Source organism: Bacillus canaveralius, assembly GCF_002860125.1.
In the GTDB taxonomy this organism is placed as follows: Bacteria; Bacillota; Bacilli; order Bacillales; family Cytobacillaceae; genus Bacillus_BJ; species Bacillus_BJ canaveralius.
This window is the reverse complement of record NZ_PGVA01000028.1, coordinates 254,685-274,338: the sequence shown is the minus strand read 5'-3', so window position 1 is coordinate 274,338 and position 19,654 is coordinate 254,685. Positions and strand designations below refer to the sequence as shown.

Annotated in this window: 18 protein-coding genes; 3 read left to right on the top strand and 15 right to left on the bottom strand. The window is 39.1% G+C overall.

The window, feature by feature from the left end:
* Window positions 1–190: 190 nt before the first annotated feature.
* Both ltaS and CU635_RS13545 read right to left on the bottom strand, forming a co-directional pair.
* The gene (gene ltaS / locus CU635_RS13550; RefSeq protein ID WP_101577959.1) at window positions 191–2,083 is read right to left on the bottom strand and encodes a lipoteichoic acid synthase; all 1,893 of its coding nucleotides are present in this window, start codon (window positions 2,081–2,083) and stop codon (window positions 191–193) included.
* A 378-nt stretch (window positions 2,084–2,461) separates the two neighbouring features.
* Window positions 2,462–3,274: a C39 family peptidase gene (locus CU635_RS13545; protein ID WP_245917467.1), complete on the bottom strand. Its 813-nt coding sequence runs from the start codon at window positions 3,272–3,274 to the stop codon at window positions 2,462–2,464.
* A 344-nt stretch (window positions 3,275–3,618) separates the two neighbouring features.
* Between CU635_RS13545 and CU635_RS13540 the strand changes: the two genes are divergently transcribed.
* Both CU635_RS13540 and CU635_RS13535 read left to right on the top strand, forming a co-directional pair.
* Window positions 3,619–3,918, top strand: a complete 300-nt coding sequence (locus CU635_RS13540; protein WP_101577896.1) for an AbrB/MazE/SpoVT family DNA-binding domain-containing protein — start codon at window positions 3,619–3,621, stop codon at window positions 3,916–3,918.
* 282 nt (window positions 3,919–4,200) lie between these two features.
* Window positions 4,201–4,557 (top strand): CC/Se motif family (seleno)protein, encoded by a 357-nt coding sequence (locus tag CU635_RS13535; RefSeq protein WP_245917466.1) that lies wholly within the window; start codon window positions 4,201–4,203, stop codon window positions 4,555–4,557.
* 136 nt (window positions 4,558–4,693) lie between these two features.
* Here the strand turns inward: CU635_RS13535 and CU635_RS13530 are convergent, their stop codons facing one another.
* The 11 genes from CU635_RS13530 to CU635_RS13485 form a co-directional block, all read right to left on the bottom strand.
* Window positions 4,694–5,947, bottom strand: coding sequence for a sensor histidine kinase (locus CU635_RS13530; protein ID WP_219620170.1), 1,254 nt, complete (start codon window positions 5,945–5,947; stop codon window positions 4,694–4,696).
* 131 nt (window positions 5,948–6,078) lie between these two features.
* Window positions 6,079–6,750 carry a response regulator transcription factor gene (locus CU635_RS13525; RefSeq protein ID WP_101577893.1) on the bottom strand — a complete coding sequence of 224 codons (672 nt, stop codon included), beginning with the start codon at window positions 6,748–6,750 and terminating at the stop codon, window positions 6,079–6,081.
* Window positions 6,751–7,064: 314 nt separating this feature from the next.
* Complete coding sequence (locus CU635_RS13520) at window positions 7,065–8,348, bottom strand: Nramp family divalent metal transporter (RefSeq protein ID WP_101577892.1); 1,284 nt, start codon at window positions 8,346–8,348, stop codon at window positions 7,065–7,067.
* Window positions 8,349–8,548: 200 nt separating this feature from the next.
* On the bottom strand, window positions 8,549–8,932 hold the full coding sequence (locus tag CU635_RS13515) for a cupredoxin domain-containing protein (RefSeq protein ID WP_245917465.1): 384 nt from the start codon (window positions 8,930–8,932) through the stop codon (window positions 8,549–8,551).
* A gap of 12 nt (window positions 8,933–8,944) precedes the next feature.
* Complete coding sequence (locus CU635_RS13510) at window positions 8,945–11,044, bottom strand: copper-translocating P-type ATPase (protein WP_245917464.1); 2,100 nt, start codon at window positions 11,042–11,044, stop codon at window positions 8,945–8,947.
* 38 nt (window positions 11,045–11,082) lie between these two features.
* Window positions 11,083–11,364 carry a YHS domain-containing protein gene (locus CU635_RS13505; protein WP_101577891.1) on the bottom strand — a complete coding sequence of 94 codons (282 nt, stop codon included), beginning with the start codon at window positions 11,362–11,364 and terminating at the stop codon, window positions 11,083–11,085.
* 228 nt (window positions 11,365–11,592) lie between these two features.
* Window positions 11,593–11,754: a hypothetical protein gene (locus CU635_RS23380; RefSeq protein ID WP_180955654.1), complete on the bottom strand. Its 162-nt coding sequence runs from the start codon at window positions 11,752–11,754 to the stop codon at window positions 11,593–11,595.
* 12 nt (window positions 11,755–11,766) lie between these two features.
* The gene (locus CU635_RS13500; RefSeq protein ID WP_101577890.1) at window positions 11,767–14,181 is read right to left on the bottom strand and encodes a heavy metal translocating P-type ATPase; all 2,415 of its coding nucleotides are present in this window, start codon (window positions 14,179–14,181) and stop codon (window positions 11,767–11,769) included.
* 95 nt (window positions 14,182–14,276) lie between these two features.
* Window positions 14,277–14,483, bottom strand: coding sequence for a copper chaperone CopZ (copZ, locus tag CU635_RS13495; RefSeq protein WP_101577889.1), 207 nt, complete (start codon window positions 14,481–14,483; stop codon window positions 14,277–14,279).
* A gap of 14 nt (window positions 14,484–14,497) precedes the next feature.
* Window positions 14,498–14,842, bottom strand: coding sequence for a metal-sensitive transcriptional regulator (locus CU635_RS13490; protein ID WP_101577888.1), 345 nt, complete (start codon window positions 14,840–14,842; stop codon window positions 14,498–14,500).
* Window positions 14,843–15,126: 284 nt separating this feature from the next.
* Complete coding sequence (locus tag CU635_RS13485; protein ID WP_101577887.1) at window positions 15,127–15,864, bottom strand: urease accessory protein UreH domain-containing protein; 738 nt, start codon at window positions 15,862–15,864, stop codon at window positions 15,127–15,129.
* A gap of 208 nt (window positions 15,865–16,072) precedes the next feature.
* On the opposite strand from CU635_RS13485, the gene CU635_RS13480 reads away from it, so the two are divergent.
* Window positions 16,073–17,419, top strand: a complete 1,347-nt coding sequence (locus tag CU635_RS13480; RefSeq protein ID WP_101577886.1) for an MATE family efflux transporter — start codon at window positions 16,073–16,075, stop codon at window positions 17,417–17,419.
* A gap of 71 nt (window positions 17,420–17,490) precedes the next feature.
* Here CU635_RS13480 and CU635_RS13475 read toward each other — a convergent pair whose 3' ends face one another.
* Both CU635_RS13475 and CU635_RS13470 read right to left on the bottom strand, forming a co-directional pair.
* Window positions 17,491–18,594 (bottom strand): YncE family protein, encoded by a 1,104-nt coding sequence (locus CU635_RS13475; RefSeq protein WP_101577885.1) that lies wholly within the window; start codon window positions 18,592–18,594, stop codon window positions 17,491–17,493.
* A gap of 374 nt (window positions 18,595–18,968) precedes the next feature.
* Window positions 18,969–19,484, bottom strand: coding sequence for a QcrA and Rieske domain-containing protein (locus CU635_RS13470; protein ID WP_101577884.1), 516 nt, complete (start codon window positions 19,482–19,484; stop codon window positions 18,969–18,971).
* Window positions 19,485–19,654: the final 170 nt, after the last annotated feature.

The window sequence follows — 19,654 nt, the reverse complement described above, 5'->3', positions numbered from 1 at the left end:
ACCAACTATAATAGTTAACATAAGTATTAAATATGAGTTTTCACCATACTAATAATAAAAATAAAATATGAATTTTCTATGCAGAAGGAAGAATAACCTTTTCATTAAATTCATAAAGGCCCATCGAATGACGGGCCTTTTAATATTCAACAAGTAGTTTAGAGAGGTTTTTCATACTTCAAGTGATTTCTTACTTGTTTAAATTCTTTGCACTTGAATAATCCAATTTGGCTCGATCAGTCTTCTTTATCCCGTTAAGATTGTGAAAACGAAGCAAATCCCCATAAACGACTTTATCCGACATTTCAAGTTCACTTTTCACAGCCTCAGTGTACTTTTGATATGGGCTTTTATCCTTAACTTCTTGACCGGTTTTATTATCATAGATTGTCCCTTTTACAGATGTGACTTGATCTGCAACATAGTCCCCATTCCTGAAAGCAACAATTCGATCTCTTTCATTAGATAATAAATCAGATCCGAAAGAAATTTGGTGCTTTGTATCAATCCCCAGCAGGTGGAGTATTGTAGGCCTTACATCAATTTCCCCGCCATATGTTTCATTTACAAAGCCCTTTAACCCGGGAGCATAGATAAAGAGAGGTACCCTCTGCAGTTGAGCCTGCTCAAAGTCATTAATTTCCTTGCCAAATAATTTTGTCAGAGCTTCCTTGCGGTTTTCCGAAATCCCATAATGATCTCCATACATAACAACCATCGTGTTTTTATCAAGGCCTGTTGCTCTTAAATCAGTAAAAAATTGCTGTAAAGCTTCATCCAAGTAACGTGCTGTTTGGAAATAACGATCTACTGTAGCATCACCTGTATCTGCAGGAAGAATGGATTGGTCTTCTTCCCGCAATGGATATGGAAAATGATTTGACAATGTTATTAACTTTGCATAAAAAGGTTGTTTCAAACCGGTTAAATATGGGATGGTTTCCTTGAAAAATGGTTTATCTTCCAATCCGTAATTCAGTACATCTTCTTCGAGCATACTGTAATAAGCAGAGTCGTAAAACATATCATATCCTAATGATTTATACATTTCTTCCCGGTTCCAAAACGATTTATCATTTCCATGAAATACCGCGGAATAAAACCCGTTAGCTTTTAAAATAGCTGGCAGTCCCTGATACGTATTTTGGGCTTTCAATGTGAAAACTGCTCCCTGGGGCAATGGGTATAGGGAGTTATCCAGCAAGAATTCCGCATCAGAAGTTTTCCCCTGCCCTGTTTGATGGAAAAAGTTATTAAAATAGATCGTATTCGGGTCTTTTGTTAAAGAATTTAAAAAAGGCGTGACTTCTTCACCGCGCAACTTGTATCCAATTAAAAAATTTTGGAATGATTCCATCGAGATATAAATAACATTCATCCTTTTTGCGGCACCAAAATATTCTTGATTCGGACTTGTATAATTGGCTGTAGTATAATTTTCAACCAATGTAATATCATTGCTATCAGCCATTACTCTTTGTGCTGATGATCTTGAACTTTGAATAATATCATAAATCGTGAAATTATATGCTCCTAAATATTTAACCAGATAATTTCGATCAAAAGTACGCGTCAATAATTGGGGACGATCTATTTCTGCCAGTCCTACGTTAACAGTAAGAATCAACAATCCTGATAAAAAAACAGCCGCTAATGAACGCTTTGACAGTCTTACTACCGGATTAACTTGCTTCATAATAATTATGACTAAAAGTATAAGAGTATCAATAAAATAGAGTATATCAATTGGTCCAAGCAGTGAACCTACACTGCCACTAACCTTTCCAAAATTTTGCGTTTGGAACAGGACAGGAACGGTAATAAAATCATTGAAAAATCGATAATATCCAACATTCGAATACAAAATTAATGATAGAAAAGCATTGATCGCAAAAAGTGCCCATTGTTGTTTTCGCCCTTTGAAAAATAAGGCAATCCCCAGGAACAAAATTGCTGAGCTAATAGGATTTGCAAGCAACAGGAACTGCTGCAGCCCGTTGCTTACACCTAAGTTAAACTCCATTCGATAAACAAAATATGTCTTGAGCCAAAATAAGATTACTGCAAATAAATAAATGCCCATCTTTTTATTTAGAAGCTGTTTAAAATACGTATATAAAATCACGATATCAACTCCTATTATTTCTAAATGCTCCTGCGAAACAGCAACATGTGAATTTATTAAAAAGATATTGTTAAGGGGGATTAAAAAAATAAGTCATCACCCTAATACTTGGCTCTCAGGTTCTCCAAGCTTAACTTGCTTTAATTGTTCTTAGTTTTTATTTTAAAATAACAAGATTGATAAAATTAATATACTGCAAAATTGCAAAAAATGTGAGTCTATCTATAAAAAACTATTAAAGAATCTATTATTTGATTTGAATAGATGCTTTAATAACATTTTGTTACATAGCGAAATAAATTAAAATGTTTGTGGTCATATTTTTACACTCATTTTCTATTCAATAATTTTAGGTAGATAAGATACTGCCTGACTGCCCATTTGCCTCCAGGCATCTAAAAAATCTGTTGTTGTTATCGCCATATTTTTAGTTCCGCTTATAGGATCATTAAAATACACATATTTTTCATCATAGCCCGTTATTAACACCGAGTGTTCTTTATACGTGATCTTCACTTCTCCATTTGGTGTTTGCCACTTTTCAAACGCATTTTCCGGTAATATCTTATAAGTGGTATTTGTGATTACCCAAACTGGAATATCAAGAGAAAGAAATGTTTTTAACTCAATAAAATCTTTTCCTGTGAGATCTACTATTCTCCCAGGCAAAAATTGTTCTGCCAAGTCTTTAATTGGTGTGTGATATACTGCAAAACCGGGGTTGCTATAAGAATACATATCACCGATATAGCCATCATTGGGATCTCCCCAAAAAATTTTATCACGATCTCTTGTTAAAGGTGCAGGATTTTTTTTAACTTTCTGCGCCAATTCCATTTTATCAACGTTTATCCCCGCGTACTGCAAAAGCATGGCAAGACTGGTCACCTCACAGCCTCTTGGCAATTCCGGAAATTGTTTTATGACAGGTGCATTCAATAAAACACTTTGCTTAATCTTAACAATAGGACTTTTATCATTTTCATTGTGAAATGAAGATGCTTCGACAATTTCCGGGCCACTTTCTTCTAACATTAAGTTTAAGACGTTAGAGATACCTCCTTCTTTTTTTAAAATCGTAAATAAATAAAAAGAGAGACTAACTATGATAACCACTAATAGAAGGATAGTAATTTTAGTTCTATCCAAAGCCAAAAACCTACTTTCATTCTTTAATAAACGGTTTTATTAAAAACTATGTACATTCATTTCCATAGGAGTTGAAACGCAGATCCACTAAATTTTAATATATCAATAAACTTTAAAGAAATTATGAAGAAAACAATGATCAAACAGGCTATAAATGGAATTTATTACCTTTTAAATAAAAACTATCTGCAAATTTTCTACAAATTTTATTTGTATGATTGTAAAAAGAAAAAATTAAGGCAGCAGGCTTCCCGATTGAAAGTCATTTAGTGACCGTTGGGAGCCCCTATCAGCCGGATGTATAAATGCTAATATAAAAAGAGTAAGGAGTTGAGGAATCGAGAATGTATGTAAGGCGTATATCGAAAAAGGGACAAATCTGTATTCCCAAAAAAATTCAGACGAAGCTCTCTATTTTAGAAGGCGACTATCTTTATATTTATATAAAATATTCAAATATTATTATCGAAAAACACAATGATAATCAAACATTAAACCAATGTGTCATTCGAAATGGACAAATTTCAATTCCTGCTGAAATTAGACGGATATTAGGCATTTCTTATGATACACCTTTAGTTATTGATGCTTCCGGTTTACAAAAAAAAATTATTTTAAAGCCACAAAAGAAGTTGTGTTATTAAAAGTATAGTTATTCATTATAAATGGTGGCGTGATGAATCGTGTATTTTAAATTTTTATTTAAATAGATATTGCATCAATTTATAGTATTACTTCATAATTTCTGCAAAGAAAAATTATAAAATAATAAAGTAGTACGAAAAATAAATAGCCCCCTTCTATTTATTTTGCATAATTATCTTCAGAAAAAAGCGTTCCCATTTGTGAACGCTTTTTTCTTTACAGAGCTTAACAAGCATAAAAAGAAATTTCGGGTTCGTATAAACCATTCATGATTTGTTGACATGCTAAAAACAATTTTTTATATTGTGAATGACTCCTTAACGAAAAATTTAATAGAAAGGGTGAGTAATAAATATATGCATATTGAACTGGATGATAAAGCAAAAGTGTGGATTGAGTCCAAAGGAAAACATCTAACAGTAAAGACAGTAGAGGTAAAAGGCTGTTGTGTTGGAGGTGTGCAAGAGTTGCTTGCTATACCGAAAAAACCAAAGGATATCAATAAATATAATGAATTCAGAGTGGATAATCTTTCTATATTTATTCAAAAAAATATTAACATAAAAGATAGGATTCAATTAAAAATATCCGGGTTTGGTTTTTTAACATCTATCACAGCCAAAGGGTTTCTAGAATAGTTGCAGTAAGAAAAACGAAAGTGCGCGTTGTCCAACCCCGACAAAAAGCCACGTCCTGTGGCATTGTCGGCACTAGTACACCCTGTACGTTGGAGGGCCGTTCTTAGATAGTCAGCGGAAGCTCTCCATCTCACCCTCATTTTATGACTGAAAAACAAACGATAAACTCCGAACCTTCTCCAGATTGGCTTGTTAAAACCAAGCTGCCATTATGCTCATCAACTATCCATTTTGCGATAGCCAGTCCCAGGCCTGTTCCATCAGGGGTATGTTTTCTAGCAGATGGTGTCCGATAGAACCGCTCAAAGATAAATGGCAGCTCTTCCTTTTCGATACCAATTCCCGTATCTTTGATTTTAATAGTCGCTTGATCGTTTGCTGTTTCCAAGCTAACAAAAACAGATCCTCCTGGATGAGTATACTTGATTGCATTGTCCAGCAGAATAATCAATAACTGTTTAATTGCATCACTACTGCCCCAAATATATAAATCGTCTTCTATGCTTGCTTCCACATTCACTGCTTTTTTCCAAGTTTCCATTTCCTCTATTACCACTGTTATAAGGGAGGATAAATTGATAGTTTCCATATTAAACAATTGACCAGCTTCAGCCCTGGCAAGCGACAATAAATCTGAGACTAGCTTTGACATGCGTATAGATTCACTTCGAATATCGTTTAGCATTTCTTCTTTTTCAGCTTCCGGAATATTTTTGATTTTATGTAAAATATCAAGATTACCCCGAATACTTGTTAGTGGTGCCCGAAGTTCATGGGAGGCATCCGATAAAAAACGCTTTTGGTTAGTATATGCTTTCTCAAGGCTATCCAACATCTGGTTGAAAGTCTCAGTTAGTTTTCCTAATTCATCGGCAGGACCGACATGAAGGACGCGCTGTTGAAAATCTTGTGAAGAAGCGATTGCTTTTGCTGTTCTCCCTATTAAATCTACTCTGGATAATGTTTTTTTCGCTAAGAACCATCCAGCAATCGCTGCCAGAAAGATACCAACACCTGTGAAACCAATGACTATCCATTTAAATCGAAGTAAGGAGTTATCAAGTGTTCTCAATGAATAGAGCATTTCAATATACCCGACAACTTCTCCTTTTTGATGAACCGAAGCGGTATGAACGCGAATCCTTACACCATCACTGTCAGTTATAGTTTTAAAGTTAACAGGATCTATAACCTGATTTTCATTCATTATCCGGCGATCCTTAAAGAAAGGGTGGGAATTTGCTTCAATAAGGGCCCCTGTCTTACTTTTCACCATAATTGCAATCTCGCTAATAGAGAGTTCGTCAATTGAAACTTGAACCTCTTTAAATGGCGTTCCTTCGCTTAATTGTTGATTAATTTCCTCATGAACGTGCGCCGATATATTCAAAAGCATCCTGTCAATTTCTCTGTAGTGTGACTGTTTGTGCTTAAGGTAGACAACCGAAATGATAACCGCAATGATTGTTCCAAAAATAAAACAGTTCCAGAGCGTTAAGCGTAATCTAATTGGCATAGATTTCATTCCTTCATCACATATCCTGTCCCCCGGACGGTATGGATCAACCTTGATTCATTTTGTTCTTCCAGCTTATGGCGTAAATAGCCTATATATACTTCAAGAACATTAGATTCGCCCTCAAAGTCATAGCCCCAAACCTTTTCCATGATCAAATTGCGTAGTAATACACGTTTAGGATTCTGCATAAAAAGAGCCAATAAATTAAACTCCGTTGTTGATAATTCGATTTGACGCTCTTTTCTTGTTGCTGACCGAGAAGCTAAATCAAGCGTTAAATCTGCAAACTGAATAAAATCCTCTGACGAACCGTTGTCCATTCTTCTTAATAAGGCTTTCACACGGGCAGCAAGTTCTTCAAAAGCGAACGGTTTGACCAGATAATCATCAGCCCCGGTCTCAAGCCCTTCAACACGGTCAGAGACAGAATCCCTGGCTGTGACCATAAGAATGGGAATATTGCTATCTTTTCTTATCCTCCGGCATACTTCCAATCCATCAATGCCTGGCATCATGACATCGAGAATGACCAAATCAGGTGACCCCTCCAATATTTGAAGAAGGCCGTCTCTTCCATTATTTGCGGTTTTAACGTCATAGCCTTCAAATGTCAGACCCCTTCTCATCATGGTCGATATATTTTGATCATCGTCAATCACTAAGATTTTCGCCATTTAGCATACCCCCTTATGGTTTATAACTTATCATAAATTAATACACTCGAATAGAGGTTTTAATCATCCTTTTTGTCGAATTGATAACATTTTTCGCTTGTTATAAAAAAGCTGGAAAATGTGCAATTTTAGTATGTAAAATCTAAGTCTAGCCAAAAAATGTGCATTTTGTTAGCAAAGTGATTTCTCAAATGTAAAAAGCCGATATTCCCGTGTCAGGGATTATCGGCTTTGACCAGCTAATGTAAGTGGCTTAAATAAACAAGCAACCATTTTATTTTTATATTGCCAAATTGTCATATTAGTAGCTTATCTTAATTAAAATTGGCAAACGTTTGGATCAAGAGAAAGATATTTAAAGCAATTATAACGATGGCTATTGCCCAAGCCATAGCATTCGTTATCTTATGGTTGGCAAGACTGCCCATTATCTTTTTGTTGCTTGTAAATAAAATTAGCGGGATTAACGCAAATGGAATCCCAAACGACAGGATGACTTGACTAATAACAAGGGCAGTTGTTGGATTCACTCCCATCGCAATAATTAAGATAGGTGGAATAACAGTAATTGCTCTTCTTAAATAAAGAGGAATGCGGCGTTTAATGTACCCCTGCATGATAATATCTCCGGACATTGTACCAACTGAAGAACTGGCCAAGCCAGAAGATAATAAACCAATACCGAATAATATAGCTGAAAATGGCCCAACTAATTCCCCAAATTGATTAAACGCCAAATCCAAATCTCGAACATTCAATCCGTTTTTATGAAAAAGGGCAGCGGCAACAATAAGCATACTTGCATTAACCCCACCTGCGATGACCATAGCAATTAAGATGTCGATGAATTCAAATCGAAATATTCTTTTTCGTTCTCCCTCTGTTCTCCCGACAATCCTTTTTTGAGTTAATGCGGAGTGAAGATAAATGGCGTGTGGCATAACAGTTGCACCTAATATACCCGCAGCCAGCATCACACTATCCGCTCCACTAAATTGTGGAGTAAAAAGTCCATTAAATATGGCTCCTGTATCAGGTTGTGAATATAGAACCTGTAATCCAAATGCAATAACGACAATAAACACCATCCCGGTTATCCCGGCCTCCAGAGGACGAACTCCCCGCCGCTGCAATTCAAGTATGGCAAACGAACCTATGGCTGCAATGATAGCAGCTGGTAATAAAGGTATTCCAAACAATAAATATAAACCCAGGGCAGCCCCGATAAATTCAGCAAGGTCTGTGGCAATGACAACAAGTTCTCCTTGAATCCAAAGTCCAAATGAAACGGGTTTAGGGAAGTTTTCGCGGGATACTTCGGGAAGATTTTTTCCAGTAGCTATTCCTAATTTAGCAGATAAAGCTTGAATAAGAATGGCCATTAGATTTGATACAAGTACTACCCAAAGCAGCATATACCCATATTGAGAACCAGACGCAATATTTGTGGCAAAATTTCCAGGATCAATATAGGCTACACCTGCTATAAACGCCGGGCCTAAAAACGGCACTAATCTTTTAATGCCTCTAGCTCTTCCTAATAGCGACTGATAGGCCATCTGGTCTAATGTTGTTAAGCTACTACGATTATCGTCCATTTAGCAATCCTCCATTCTGCCAATTATGCTTTAAAAATTTTGATGAGGGTATATATTTTAGTTAGATGAAAAAATGTTTCCTTCGGTAAAATTATATGCTGGAACTATTAAATTTGCAACAAGAACATGGTGAAAAATAAAAAGGATAACCCAAACGACTTCAAGGTCCTTTGAGTTACCCTCTTTTTTTAATATAACTCTTAGTTCTTAACAATAACTTTTCCTCTATACATTCCCATTTGACAAGTAAAGTCATAGATTCCTTCCTTCATGGGCGGCAGGTCAATTGCAATCTTTCTTCCTACAGGAAGCATGGCGCTTTTTTGGAAATCTGGAAAAACAACCATTTCTGAACAAGCCGTTGTTTCTTCCCTGGTAAACTCAAATCTGACCGGCTTTCCAGATTGGACCACGATCCGTGCGGGACTGTATCCATTCTTAACCCTTATCATTGCTTCTTGATAGCCTGAAGAACTTACTTTTGCCAAGCTTCCTCCCTTTTTCGGCCCCCAGAAAAACCAGGCGATAAGCCCAATCAGTAACAAGCCTACTATAGTCACAATCCAATTGGAAGCATCCATCATTAAACAACTCCTTTAACTGAATTTTAGTTTCAGACGTTTTAAACGGTTTGCGTTTAAGATCACTGTTACCGAACTGAATGCCATTGCCGCCGCGGCAAGCAGGGGCGATAGCAATATGCCTGTAAATGGATATAGTAAACCCAGTGCTATTGGAATTCCCACAGTGTTATAAACAAATGCTCCAAACAGGTTCTGATAAACATTCTTCATTGTTGCCCGACTGATCTTGATCGCACTTGCGACACCGTTAAGGCTTCCAGAGATTAAAGTGATATCACTTGCTTCAATCGCTACATCTGTACCCGTTCCAATGGCGACCCCAACGTCAGCCTGTGTAAGAGCCGGAGCATCGTTAATGCCATCACCTACCATTGCAACAGTTTTGCCCTCCCCTTGAAGTTTTCGGACGTTTTCAGCTTTGTCTTGCGGTAAGACATCCGCAAGCACGCGCTTGATACCTACCTGTTTTGCAATCGCCTTGGCGGTGCGTTCGTTGTCACCGGTGATCATAACGACTTCAAGCCCCATTTTTTGCAGTTCCTGGATAGCTGAAAGCGAATCTTCTTTTACTGTATCCGCTACTGCTATAATGCCGCCCGCTTCTCCATTAATAGCCAGAAACATTGGCGTTTTACCTTCATCTGCCAGTACAGCAGCATACTGGTTGAACCCTTCCAGCGCAATACCTTCTTTTTTCATAAGCTTTAGATTGCCGAAATAAATCCTTTGTTTATCGACAAGACCTTCTACCCCGTGACCAGGGATTGCGTTGAATCCTTTTACTTTAGACGGCGTCTGCTGCTTTAGTTCTGCTTCGTCTAAAATCGCTGCAGCCAATGGATGCTCCGATCCCTGTTCAATTGATGCTGCTATTTGCAGAAGTTCTTCTTCTCGATAGCTTCCTAACGGTATAATATCGGTCAGGGATGGTTTTCCTTCAGTGATAGTCCCTGTTTTATCAAGTACGATTGTGTCTAATTTTTGTGCTATTTGCAGTGCTTCCCCGGAACGGATTAAGATCCCATTTTCGGCGCCTTTACCAACACCGGTTGTCAATGACATTGGAGTCGCCATTCCAAGGGCACACGGGCAGGCGATAATTAATGTAGTGACTGCAACAATCAGGGCATACACCCAACCCGGCTGAGGGCCAAAATTAAACCATGTGATATATCCGAAAATGGACGCTATCATTACACCAGGGGTAAAGTAAGCTGAAACCTGGTCAACCACTTTTTGGACCGGAATCCGGGACCCTTGAGCCTGTTTCACCATTTCTACAATATTGGCAAGCGCTGAATCCTTCTGTTCTTTTGTTACCTTGAAGGTAAAGCTCCCTGTTTTGTTCAGGGTTCCCCCAAATACATCACTTCCCGGGGCTTTTTCAACAGGCATAGATTCTCCGGTCAGCATGGATTCGTCGACGGCTGAATTTCCTTCGACAACGATCCCGTCAATAGCAATTTTCTCTCCGGGGCGGACAACAATTATTTCACCAATCTTTACTTCTTCGATCGGTATTTTCAGCTCTTTTCCTTCTCTGATAACATTAGCTGTCTTTGGCTGCAGCCCGATTAGTTTTTTAATTGCTTCGGACGATCTCCCCCTCGCTTTAACCTCCATCGCCATTCCCAGAATAACGAGAGCAGTTACAACGGTTGTAACATCATAGTATACTTCCGCCATCTCAGCTTTTGGAAAAAGTTCCGGCCAGAAAAGGGCAACAAATGAATAAAGCCAGGCGGCACTAATTCCAGTGGCAATCAGTGTGTGCATATTGGCGGATCTCTGCTTTAAACCTTCCCACATGCCCGTAAAGAATTGTCCGCCGCTCCAAAACATGACAACTAACGCTAAGATCCCCATAATAAGCCTCGCCCACCATAGCCCATCACTTCCCATTGGCAGCCAATCACGGATACCGGGGAACAAATTAGGGTAGGAAACGAGAATAATTGGAACGGATATAGCAGCAGCAAACCACCACTTTTTCATCAATGAACGGTATTCAATTTCTTCGGATGATTCTTCTTCGTTAGAATGTTTATGATTCAGATGATTGGCAGCCGACATATCCTGTTCGTGTTCAGTGTAAAGCTTATGTGCTTTCATCGTGATTTCTCCTTTCATTGAAAATATCTTCTATCACTTTAATGCCGATGATAATTGTGGTGCTTATGCAAACGGTGCTCATGATCATGCTGTTTGCCGCGGTCCCTATGGTGGTGGTGGTGCTCACCATGCTGGTGTCCCAATTCATCTGAATTGGCTGTATGAGCAATAAATTTTTGTGGTTCCATATTGAACTTTCCGAGGCAATCTGTCGAACAAAAGTAATAGTCGGAACCTTGATAACCTAATCGAATTGTTGAATTCGTCACTTTGATTTCCATTCCGCAAACCGGGTCTGTCTCCTTTTTCCTAAAAAACATGGAATCTCCTCCTTAAAAAACTTTGATAAGTTTCTACATTTAAATAATAAAAATCCATGCTTAGCAGCAGCTTAAACAAATCTGAGAATAACTTAAGAGTTTTTTTCATCAGCCCAATCACTAATTCACAGCCTGATATAAACAAAAATAGACCCCTGTTCGATAACAGGGGCCATGTTAAGAAAAGTCCACATCCAGAAATGAACAGACCTTCTCAAATAAAGTGTTCTAATGTTCTTCCGCTTCTTTAACATCTGTTTGGTCGCTATGTTCCATCTCCTCGTTATGATCGATGTTTTCGGAATCAGCTTCCGTTAACGAGGCATACACATAATACATACCCAGGACAATGAGCAGGTATACGAGTGCTGATAAGGCCCATTTTTTCATAGAAGGTTCTCCTTATAATTTTACTCTTTGTAAGCGCAATGCGTTTAGGACAACGGATACAGAGCTGAATGCCATTGCTGCTCCGGCGAGCCATGGTGCCAAAAATCCCAATGCAGCAACCGGAATTCCGAGCGTATTATAACCGAATGCCCAGAACAGGTTTTGCTTAATGTTGCGGATCGTTTTCCTGCTCATAAAGATCGCATCTGCAATGCTGTTGAGGTCACCGCGGATTAACGTAATGTCTGCCGCTTCCATCGCGACATCCGTTCCAGTTCCGATCGCCATCCCAATGTCGGCAACCGCTAATGCAGGAGCATCATTGATTCCGTCTCCGATCATTGCTACCTTCTTGCCCTGCTGCTGAAGTCTCTTCACTTCTTCGGCTTTTCCTTCCGGCAATACTTCGGCGATCACATGTTCAATGCCTGCCTGTTTGGCAATCGCCTCGGCCGTCTGGTGATTGTCACCTGTAATCATGATCACTTCCAATCCCATCTCTTTTAGGCGCTTGACCGCTTGCGTAGAGGTTTCTTTAATGGTGTCTGCGACAGCGACAATCCCTGCGTAAACGCCATCAATGGCTGTTAACATCGCTGTTTTACCTTGCTTCTCAAGACTGTCCATTTGCGGTAAAGCATGCTCGATTTCTACATCGTACTTTTTCATCAATCGGCGCGTGCCGATGAGAACTTCTTTGCCATCGACAACCGTTTTAATACCATAGCCGGGGATAGCCTCGAACTCAGCGACATCTTTGAGGCTGATATTCTTTTCTTTAATCCCCTCTACAATTGCCTGGGCGAGTGGGTGTTCGGATTGCTTTTCAGCAGACCCGACAAGTGTCAAGAATTCGGCTTCTTCCCGGTCTGTGATGATATCAGTCAGAATTGGAGTACCATTCGTGATTGTACCTGTTTTATCAAGGATGACCGTATTAATCCGGTGCGTCATCTCCAGATGTTCTCCACCTTTAAAAAGAATTCCGTATTCTGCAGCCCGGCCGGACCCTGCCATGATTGAAGTTGGCGTTGCGAGCCCCAGTGCGCATGGACAGGCAATGACAAGAACGGCGATTAAGATTTCCAAGGCGGCGGCAAAGTTTCCGGGAGAAACCCACAAATACCAAATCAAGAAACTGATAATCGCAATGCCGACAACAATCGGAACGAAAATACCGGAAATCGAATCGGCTAATCGCTGAATAGGTGCTTTTGACCCCTGTGCTTCTTCAACCACTTTAATGATTTGCGCAAGTGCCGTATCTTTTCCGACTTTTGTTGCTTTTATTTTAATAAAACCATTTTTGTTAATCGTGGCACCGATAACGGTGTCACCGACTGTTTTATCTACCGGCAGACTTTCCCCGGTAATCATTGATTCATCAAGAGCGGTCCGTCCTTCAAGAATTTCCCCGTCGACCGGGATTTTTTCACCGGGCTTTACATACAAAATATCACCTGTGACCACTTCCTCAAGCGGAATTTCTATTTCCGCACCATCGCGCAGGACGGTTGCTGTTTTTGCCTGCATGCCCATCAGCTTTTTGATTGCTTCTGACGAGCGGCCTTTTGCTTTAGCTTCGAATAGTTTTCCAAGAATAATTAATGTAATCAAAATAGCACTTGTTTCGAAATAAAGACCAACGGAATGGGCGTTATTTCCGATCGTTTCTATAGCAAGATATACACTGTAAAAATAAGCTGCCGATGTACCGAGTGCAACCAGCACATCCATATTGGCGCTCTTATTCCTCAGCGCTTTATAAGCCCCGACATAAAATTGCTTGCCAATAAAGAACTGTACAGGTGTAGCCAGTGCCATTTGCACCCAAGGATTCATCAGTGCGTCAGGGACATAAAGGAAAGAAGTGAAACTGAAGTGGCCAACCATTGCCCAAAGAAGCGGGAGCGATAAGATGAGTGAAAAAACGAACTTCCCTTGTTGCTTTTCAATTTCCTTCAAGCGGTGATCGACTGCCTCTTTTTCGTTTTCATCACTTTTCACGCTGGCCCCGTAGCCAAGCTTTTCAACCCTTTGGATCATCTCTTTAGGTGAGACAATGGACGGATTGTATTCGACAGATGCTTTTTCTAAAGCCAGGTTGACGTTTGCCTTTATGACTCCATCTTGTTTATTCAACCCTTTTTCAATTCTTTGCGCACAGGCGGCACATGTCATGCCGGTCAAGTTCAATTCAGTTTTTTCTGTTACGACATCATAGCCGAGATCCCTAACTTTCTTTTGGATATCAGCAGTTCCCATGGCAGACCCGTCAAACTTTACTGTTGCTTTTTCGAGGGCAAGATTAACATTTGCATCTTTGACGCCTTCCATTTTCTTTAACCCTTTTTCAATGCGGATGGCACAGGCGGCACATGTCATGCCAGTTATTTGAAATTGGCTTTCCTGAACTTTTTCACTCATAGCAAAAACTCCTTATACCTGTATAGGGTATATTTTTATAAAAAAGAGAGGTGCTATTTCTAGCACGGTTCTCTTTACTTTTATAGTTCAAAAACTCAGTTTACATCATAGCCTTGATCATCGATTGTTTCTTTAATTGTATCAAGAGTTACTTCATTTGCGTTATATTCAACATCTACTTTACCAGTTTCAAGGTGAACTTTTACGTTGGAGACACCTTTTAATTCCCCGACACTGCCCTCGACAGATTTTACACAATGCCCGCAAGACATTCCTGCTACATCTAATGTTACCTTTTCCATTCTGATCGTCTCCCTTATTTTTTCATTAATCTTTGAATAGTGACAAGGACTTCATCCAGTACTTCCATGTCACCTTCCTGGATTCTTTCGACAACACAGTTTTTCAAATGGCCTTCCAAAAGAATTTTTGCTACGCTGTTTAAAGCGGATTGGGTAGCTGAGATTTGCGTAATGACATCGTCACAATACGTATCTTTTTCAATTAACCCTTTAATCCCGCGAATTTGGCCTTCAATCCGGTTTAAGCGTGTTACCATATTTTTCTTCACGGCTTCGGAATGATGGCTTTTCCGGCCGCTTGCAGCAGTGCAGCATTCTTCTTCTGTTAGGAGAGGATCATTTTCTAATTCATTTACCATGGTAACTCCCTCCTTGTTTTTTATTATAGTATACCCCAGTTCGGTATGTAAAGAGTTTGAATTCTATTTTTTGTGAACGTTTCTTGACGTTTCCTTTAGATTTAAATAAGTTTAGAAATTTTTCTCGATAATAAACTCAAGGGAATATTTAATATATCATAACTAAAATTTCCAATAAATACACCTCGCCAAACCATTTAACAAACTTATGGAGCTGCTCAGGTTTTTCCCCATATTGGCTACATAGATTATCATTTGTTCAATGGTAGATATCATTCATTTGGTTAACCTCCCCAATACGTTAAAGTATCAAAAATGCCCAAAATAAGCATTATCCCACCTGCGATTTTTTGAACAAGTAGACCCAGCTTTCTCCCTTTCTTTTTCATTAACTTTCCATTCAGCTTAAAATACCAGATAAGAAAAATGAACAAAATGAGTGGAAGGGAAGTCCCAATCGCAAAAATCCCCGGGAGGAATAAGCCGTATGATACTGAAATTGCCATCGGCATAAGGGTAATAAAAAATAACACAAACATTGTCGGACAAAATCCTAATGTAAAACTAATTCCCATTAAAAACGCCCCTAAATTCCCCTTTTTAATGAATGTTTCAGGAATTTTCCCAAGTGTAAATGATTTATAAAACTTTAAAACACCCATCATGAATAGTCCAATTATGATTAACATCGGACCAACCATTTTTCTTACCCACGGGAAATATACAGTCAAAGTACTTTTAACTTCACTGCCTAGCAGCCAGACAAGCAAGCCAAGTCCTGAAAAAACGACTATTTTCCCAAGTATAAAATAGAGAATTTCCCTCCAGGCGAGTTTTGTTTGAACAGACCTATTTCCGTAAATTGTAATAGCCCCAAGATTCCCTGTGAATTGACAAGGTGCAAGCGCTCCGATAATGCCTAATATAAATGCAGCTAACATTGGCATACCTTCAGTGCTTCTAAACATATTTAGAAATGGCTGGCTTAACATGTTATACATTTGACTAAAAAATTCATACATTTACTGGCTCTCCCTATTCAAAAAATTAAATTGACCCCGGTATCTTTAACTTTTGATTATAATTGATATAATGGTTTATCGCTGAAAGTCTATAAAACACAAAAGCTATAAATCATTATAAAGCAACATTATAAAGAATTTGTGGAGAAGTATTTGTAAACTTTTAAACTTTTCCTTGTCCAAATGTAACCGTGAGGAAGTGACTTGCATGTCTGCCATTGAAACTATGGAAGAACAAACTACCAAACAAAAAATAATGATGATCCTCTCTTTAGCTGTTCCGGCCATGATTGAAAATATTTTACAAACAGCCGTTGGATTTATCGATACTTTATTTGTTGCAAAACTCGGCCTGAATGAAGTGACTGCAGTTGGTGTTGCCAATACCGTTTTAGCTGTCTATATTGCTATTTTTATGGCGATTGGTGTGGGAACATCTTCTCTCATTGCTAAAAATGTAGGCGCCAGGGATTTCGATAAAGCAAAATCGATTGCAAGGCAGTCCAGCTGGATTTCCTCTATGGCAGGAATTTTATTTGGAATTATTGCTTACTTTTTTGCTGAACCTTTGCTTAAAGTGATGGGAGCAGAACCTCAGGTATTAGCAGATGGAGTCACTTATTTCCGCATTGTGGCTGTACCTTCCATATTCATTTCACTCATGTTTATTTTCGGAAGTATCCTGAGGGCATCCGGCGACACAAAAACCCCGATGAAAATCAGTGTCTGGATCAACATCATCCACATTGGACTGGATTATATATTGATTTTTGGTTTATGGGGATTTACGGGTTTAGGCGTTGCAGGGGCAGCTTGGGCAACTGTTATTGCCAGAATAATCGGTACGATAGCTCTATATCGTTACATAAAAAAATCAAAAATTGATTTTTCAATTTTTCAAAATACTTTTAGAGAAGCTAAACAATTTATGTCACCTATTTTAAAGCTTTCATCCCCAGCTGCGGTGGAACGCCTTATTATGCGTTTAGGCCAGGTTCTATACTTTGGATTAATTGTCCGAATCGGGACGGAAACATACGCAGCCCATACCATCGCGGGGAATATTGAAACCTTTTCCTATATGCCGGGTTATGGATTGGCTGTGGCCGCAACCACATTAGTTGGCCAAAGTATTGGGGCAAAACGTGAACAAGACGCATACAAGTTTGGTATGTTAACTACCGGGATAGCTGTTCTATTTATGTCCATGATTGGCATTTTGTTATTTTTGTTGTCACCTTGGATGGCAACCTGGTTCACGACTGATCCAAATGCGGTTCATATGGTGGTGACAGCATTGAGAATAGATGCTTTTGCCCAACCTGCTTTAGCCGTTGGATTGGTGTTGGCTGGTGCATTACAAGGTATGGGCGATACAAAAAGTCCAATGTACAGTACAGCCATCGGTATGTGGATTATTCGGGTTGTCGGAGTTTATGTTTTGGGAATCCAGCTTGGAATGGGAATAGCCGGGATTTGGTTATCGATTGCAATAGACTTGTTTGTTCGTGCGATTTACTTGTTCGTCAGGTTTAGAACTCATTTCAAAATATAATATTGCTTAAAAAGCCGAAATTTCTTTTAACGAAAAATCGGCTTTGTTTTATATTGAAATTGAACCGGGGCTTACTTCATAATGCTGATTCCATTCGGAATTTCGCCGACTTGAATCGTTTCCACCACTTTATTCTGTTCTGTATCAATGACACTGACGGTGTTTTCAAACATGTTGGTTACGTAGAGATATTTATTGTCCGGGCTGGTGACAACTCCATGGGCGCCTTTACCTGTTTCAATTGTAGCCACAGCTGTCTTTGATGTGAGGTCAACAACAATAACTGAATTGGAAGGGGCATCTTCGGTTCCTTGATTCGCTACATAAGCTTTTTGATTATTGCCATCAATATAAACCTGGGCAGGCCCGCTTCCAACCTGAACCTTGTCAACTTTATCTGTGGCTAAATCGACTATTGCGAGCGCATTCTCTTTATTCAATGTCGTAACAAGCGTTTTACCATCAGCAGTAATCCCTGTAGTCACCGGGGTTGAACCCACTGTTATCTTTTTCTCTTCTGTCATGCTTTCCAAATTTAGAACACTGATTGTATCTTCTCCCATATTCGCAACATACGCAAATTTACTGTCAGCGGAAATCCTGAATCCATGAGGCCCCTTACCGGTTGCAATCGTCTGTGTAACGGAAAAACCATTTACATCTATAACAGACACATTGTTGTCTTCATTATTTGTGACTAAAGCATATTTCCCGTCTTCCGTAAAAACAATATGGGCCGGGTGGTTGCCAACTTCAACCGTCTGCAGCAGTTCATCCGTTTCCGTACTATAGAAAAGGGCTAGCCCATTCATTTCCATCGACTCGCCACCATGATCCATTCCTGGTACTACTGTAGCGCCTAACATTGTTCCATCAGGGGATACTTGCACATTATGGACAGCCCCGTCCACTTCAATAGTTGAAATTACCTGGTTGGAAGCTGCATCAATTTTGGAAATACTTCCCCCTTCATTTGCAGTAAAATAATAACGGGTTTTATCATCATCGGCATTTTCGTCTGGTTTTTCTGTGTCTTTCACTTCAGCAGTTGATTCGCTCTTTGGATCTGCCGGCTCTGTTGCGCCGGATTTTTCATTCGTACTCGAGCTGCATCCTGCCAAAATAACACCCACAATCATTAGAAGCAGAAATAAACTTAACTTTACTTTACTCATCGTAAAGCTCCCTCCTCTTATTCGGTATAAAGCGAGCATAGACAGAAGAGCCCTTTCAAACTGTGATTTACTTCACTTAAAAATAAATGAATCAGAAATTGGTAAAGTTTTGTGAAAATCCATTAAAAATGCAGATTTACCGATTAGTATAGAATGTTCTTTGCTTCCCTTGTCGAGATTTTTTCATAAAAAAAACAGACCGCGAGTTAGTCTGTTGCAATAGGATTACGATCAAATTTGATTATTTTATCAAAAAACTAATAAGCCAGGCACCCAGGATTGTCAGCGACCAAAGGATAAAAAATATTCCTGTGGGAATCGTTTTTCGGTTTTTATTATTTTTTATGCAGCATCCCATCTGCTCATCCTCCCTTTCAGCCCTTTGGCTTTTCCCGTTTTATCGGGTTCAATATCGAAATATAGACATTTCCATCTTGAATATAAGACTCAAAAATATCCAATGGCCTTGGAGGCGGGCCGCCTGTATTAATTCCAAACTCATCATATTGACCTCCGTGGCAAGGGCAATAAAATCTGATTCCCTCCTTGTTCATCTCTTCATCGGCATCCCCTGCCACACAGCCGAGATGGGTACAAATCGGCGACATGATCATGAGAGCCTGGTCATCTTCACTCTTATTTATATACACAAAACCCGATGTCTCCTGTTCGACCCACGCATCTTTTATTTTTGCTTTATACGGGACCTTCTTTGGAAACTCTCCCTTTTCAAGTTCGCTGAGAGGGCCAAGATTGGCCATGGAACTCATATCAATTGGTTTTTTAGTGCTGCAGGCGGATAAACCAATGGGCAGGACTGATATCGCAAACAGACCTGCAGTCCCTTTTAATGAATGTGAAATAAACTGCCTCCTGTTCCATGTTTTCATAAGGGTGACCTCCTTTTTGGTTAATAATAACAAGAAAATTTGCAGAAAAAACCGATTTTCACTACAAATGGGGGCTGCAATGTAAAAAGTGTTGAATTTTTTGTGACAAATAATATGTTTGCTGCTTATCATTTTGGCAAAAGTGACATTTACCGTTTAAGTTCATTTTT

Coding starts and splice junctions, on each gene's coding strand:
- CU635_RS13505 (WP_101577891.1), bottom strand. CDS start 11,364: ATGTTTTTTAGGAAAAAGGAGACAGACCCGGTTTGCGGAATGGAAATC.
- CU635_RS13485 (WP_101577887.1), bottom strand. CDS start 15,864: ATGTATGAATTTTTTAGTCAAATGTATAACATGTTAAGCCAGCCATTT.
- CU635_RS13475 (WP_101577885.1), bottom strand. CDS start 18,594: ATGAGTAAAGTAAAGTTAAGTTTATTTCTGCTTCTAATGATTGTGGGT.
- CU635_RS13480 (WP_101577886.1), top strand. CDS start 16,073: ATGTCTGCCATTGAAACTATGGAAGAACAAACTACCAAACAAAAAATA.
- CU635_RS13525 (WP_101577893.1), bottom strand. CDS start 6,750: ATGGCGAAAATCTTAGTGATTGACGATGATCAAAATATATCGACCATG.
- copZ (WP_101577889.1), bottom strand. CDS start 14,483: ATGGAAAAGGTAACATTAGATGTAGCAGGAATGTCTTGCGGGCATTGT.
- CU635_RS13510 (WP_245917464.1), bottom strand. CDS start 11,044: ATGAAAGCACATAAGCTTTACACTGAACACGAACAGGATATGTCGGCT.
- CU635_RS23380 (WP_180955654.1), bottom strand. CDS start 11,754: ATGAAAAAATGGGCCTTATCAGCACTCGTATACCTGCTCATTGTCCTG.
- ltaS (WP_101577959.1), bottom strand. CDS start 2,083: ATGGGCATTTATTTATTTGCAGTAATCTTATTTTGGCTCAAGACATAT.
- CU635_RS13520 (WP_101577892.1), bottom strand. CDS start 8,348: ATGGACGATAATCGTAGTAGCTTAACAACATTAGACCAGATGGCCTAT.
- CU635_RS13540 (WP_101577896.1), top strand. CDS start 3,619: ATGTATGTAAGGCGTATATCGAAAAAGGGACAAATCTGTATTCCCAAA.
- CU635_RS13470 (WP_101577884.1), bottom strand. CDS start 19,484: ATGAAAACATGGAACAGGAGGCAGTTTATTTCACATTCATTAAAAGGG.
- CU635_RS13490 (WP_101577888.1), bottom strand. CDS start 14,842: ATGGTAAATGAATTAGAAAATGATCCTCTCCTAACAGAAGAAGAATGC.
- CU635_RS13500 (WP_101577890.1), bottom strand. CDS start 14,181: ATGAGTGAAAAAGTTCAGGAAAGCCAATTTCAAATAACTGGCATGACA.
- CU635_RS13515 (WP_245917465.1), bottom strand. CDS start 8,932: ATGATGGATGCTTCCAATTGGATTGTGACTATAGTAGGCTTGTTACTG.
- CU635_RS13535 (WP_245917466.1), top strand. CDS start 4,201: ATGCTAAAAACAATTTTTTATATTGTGAATGACTCCTTAACGAAAAAT.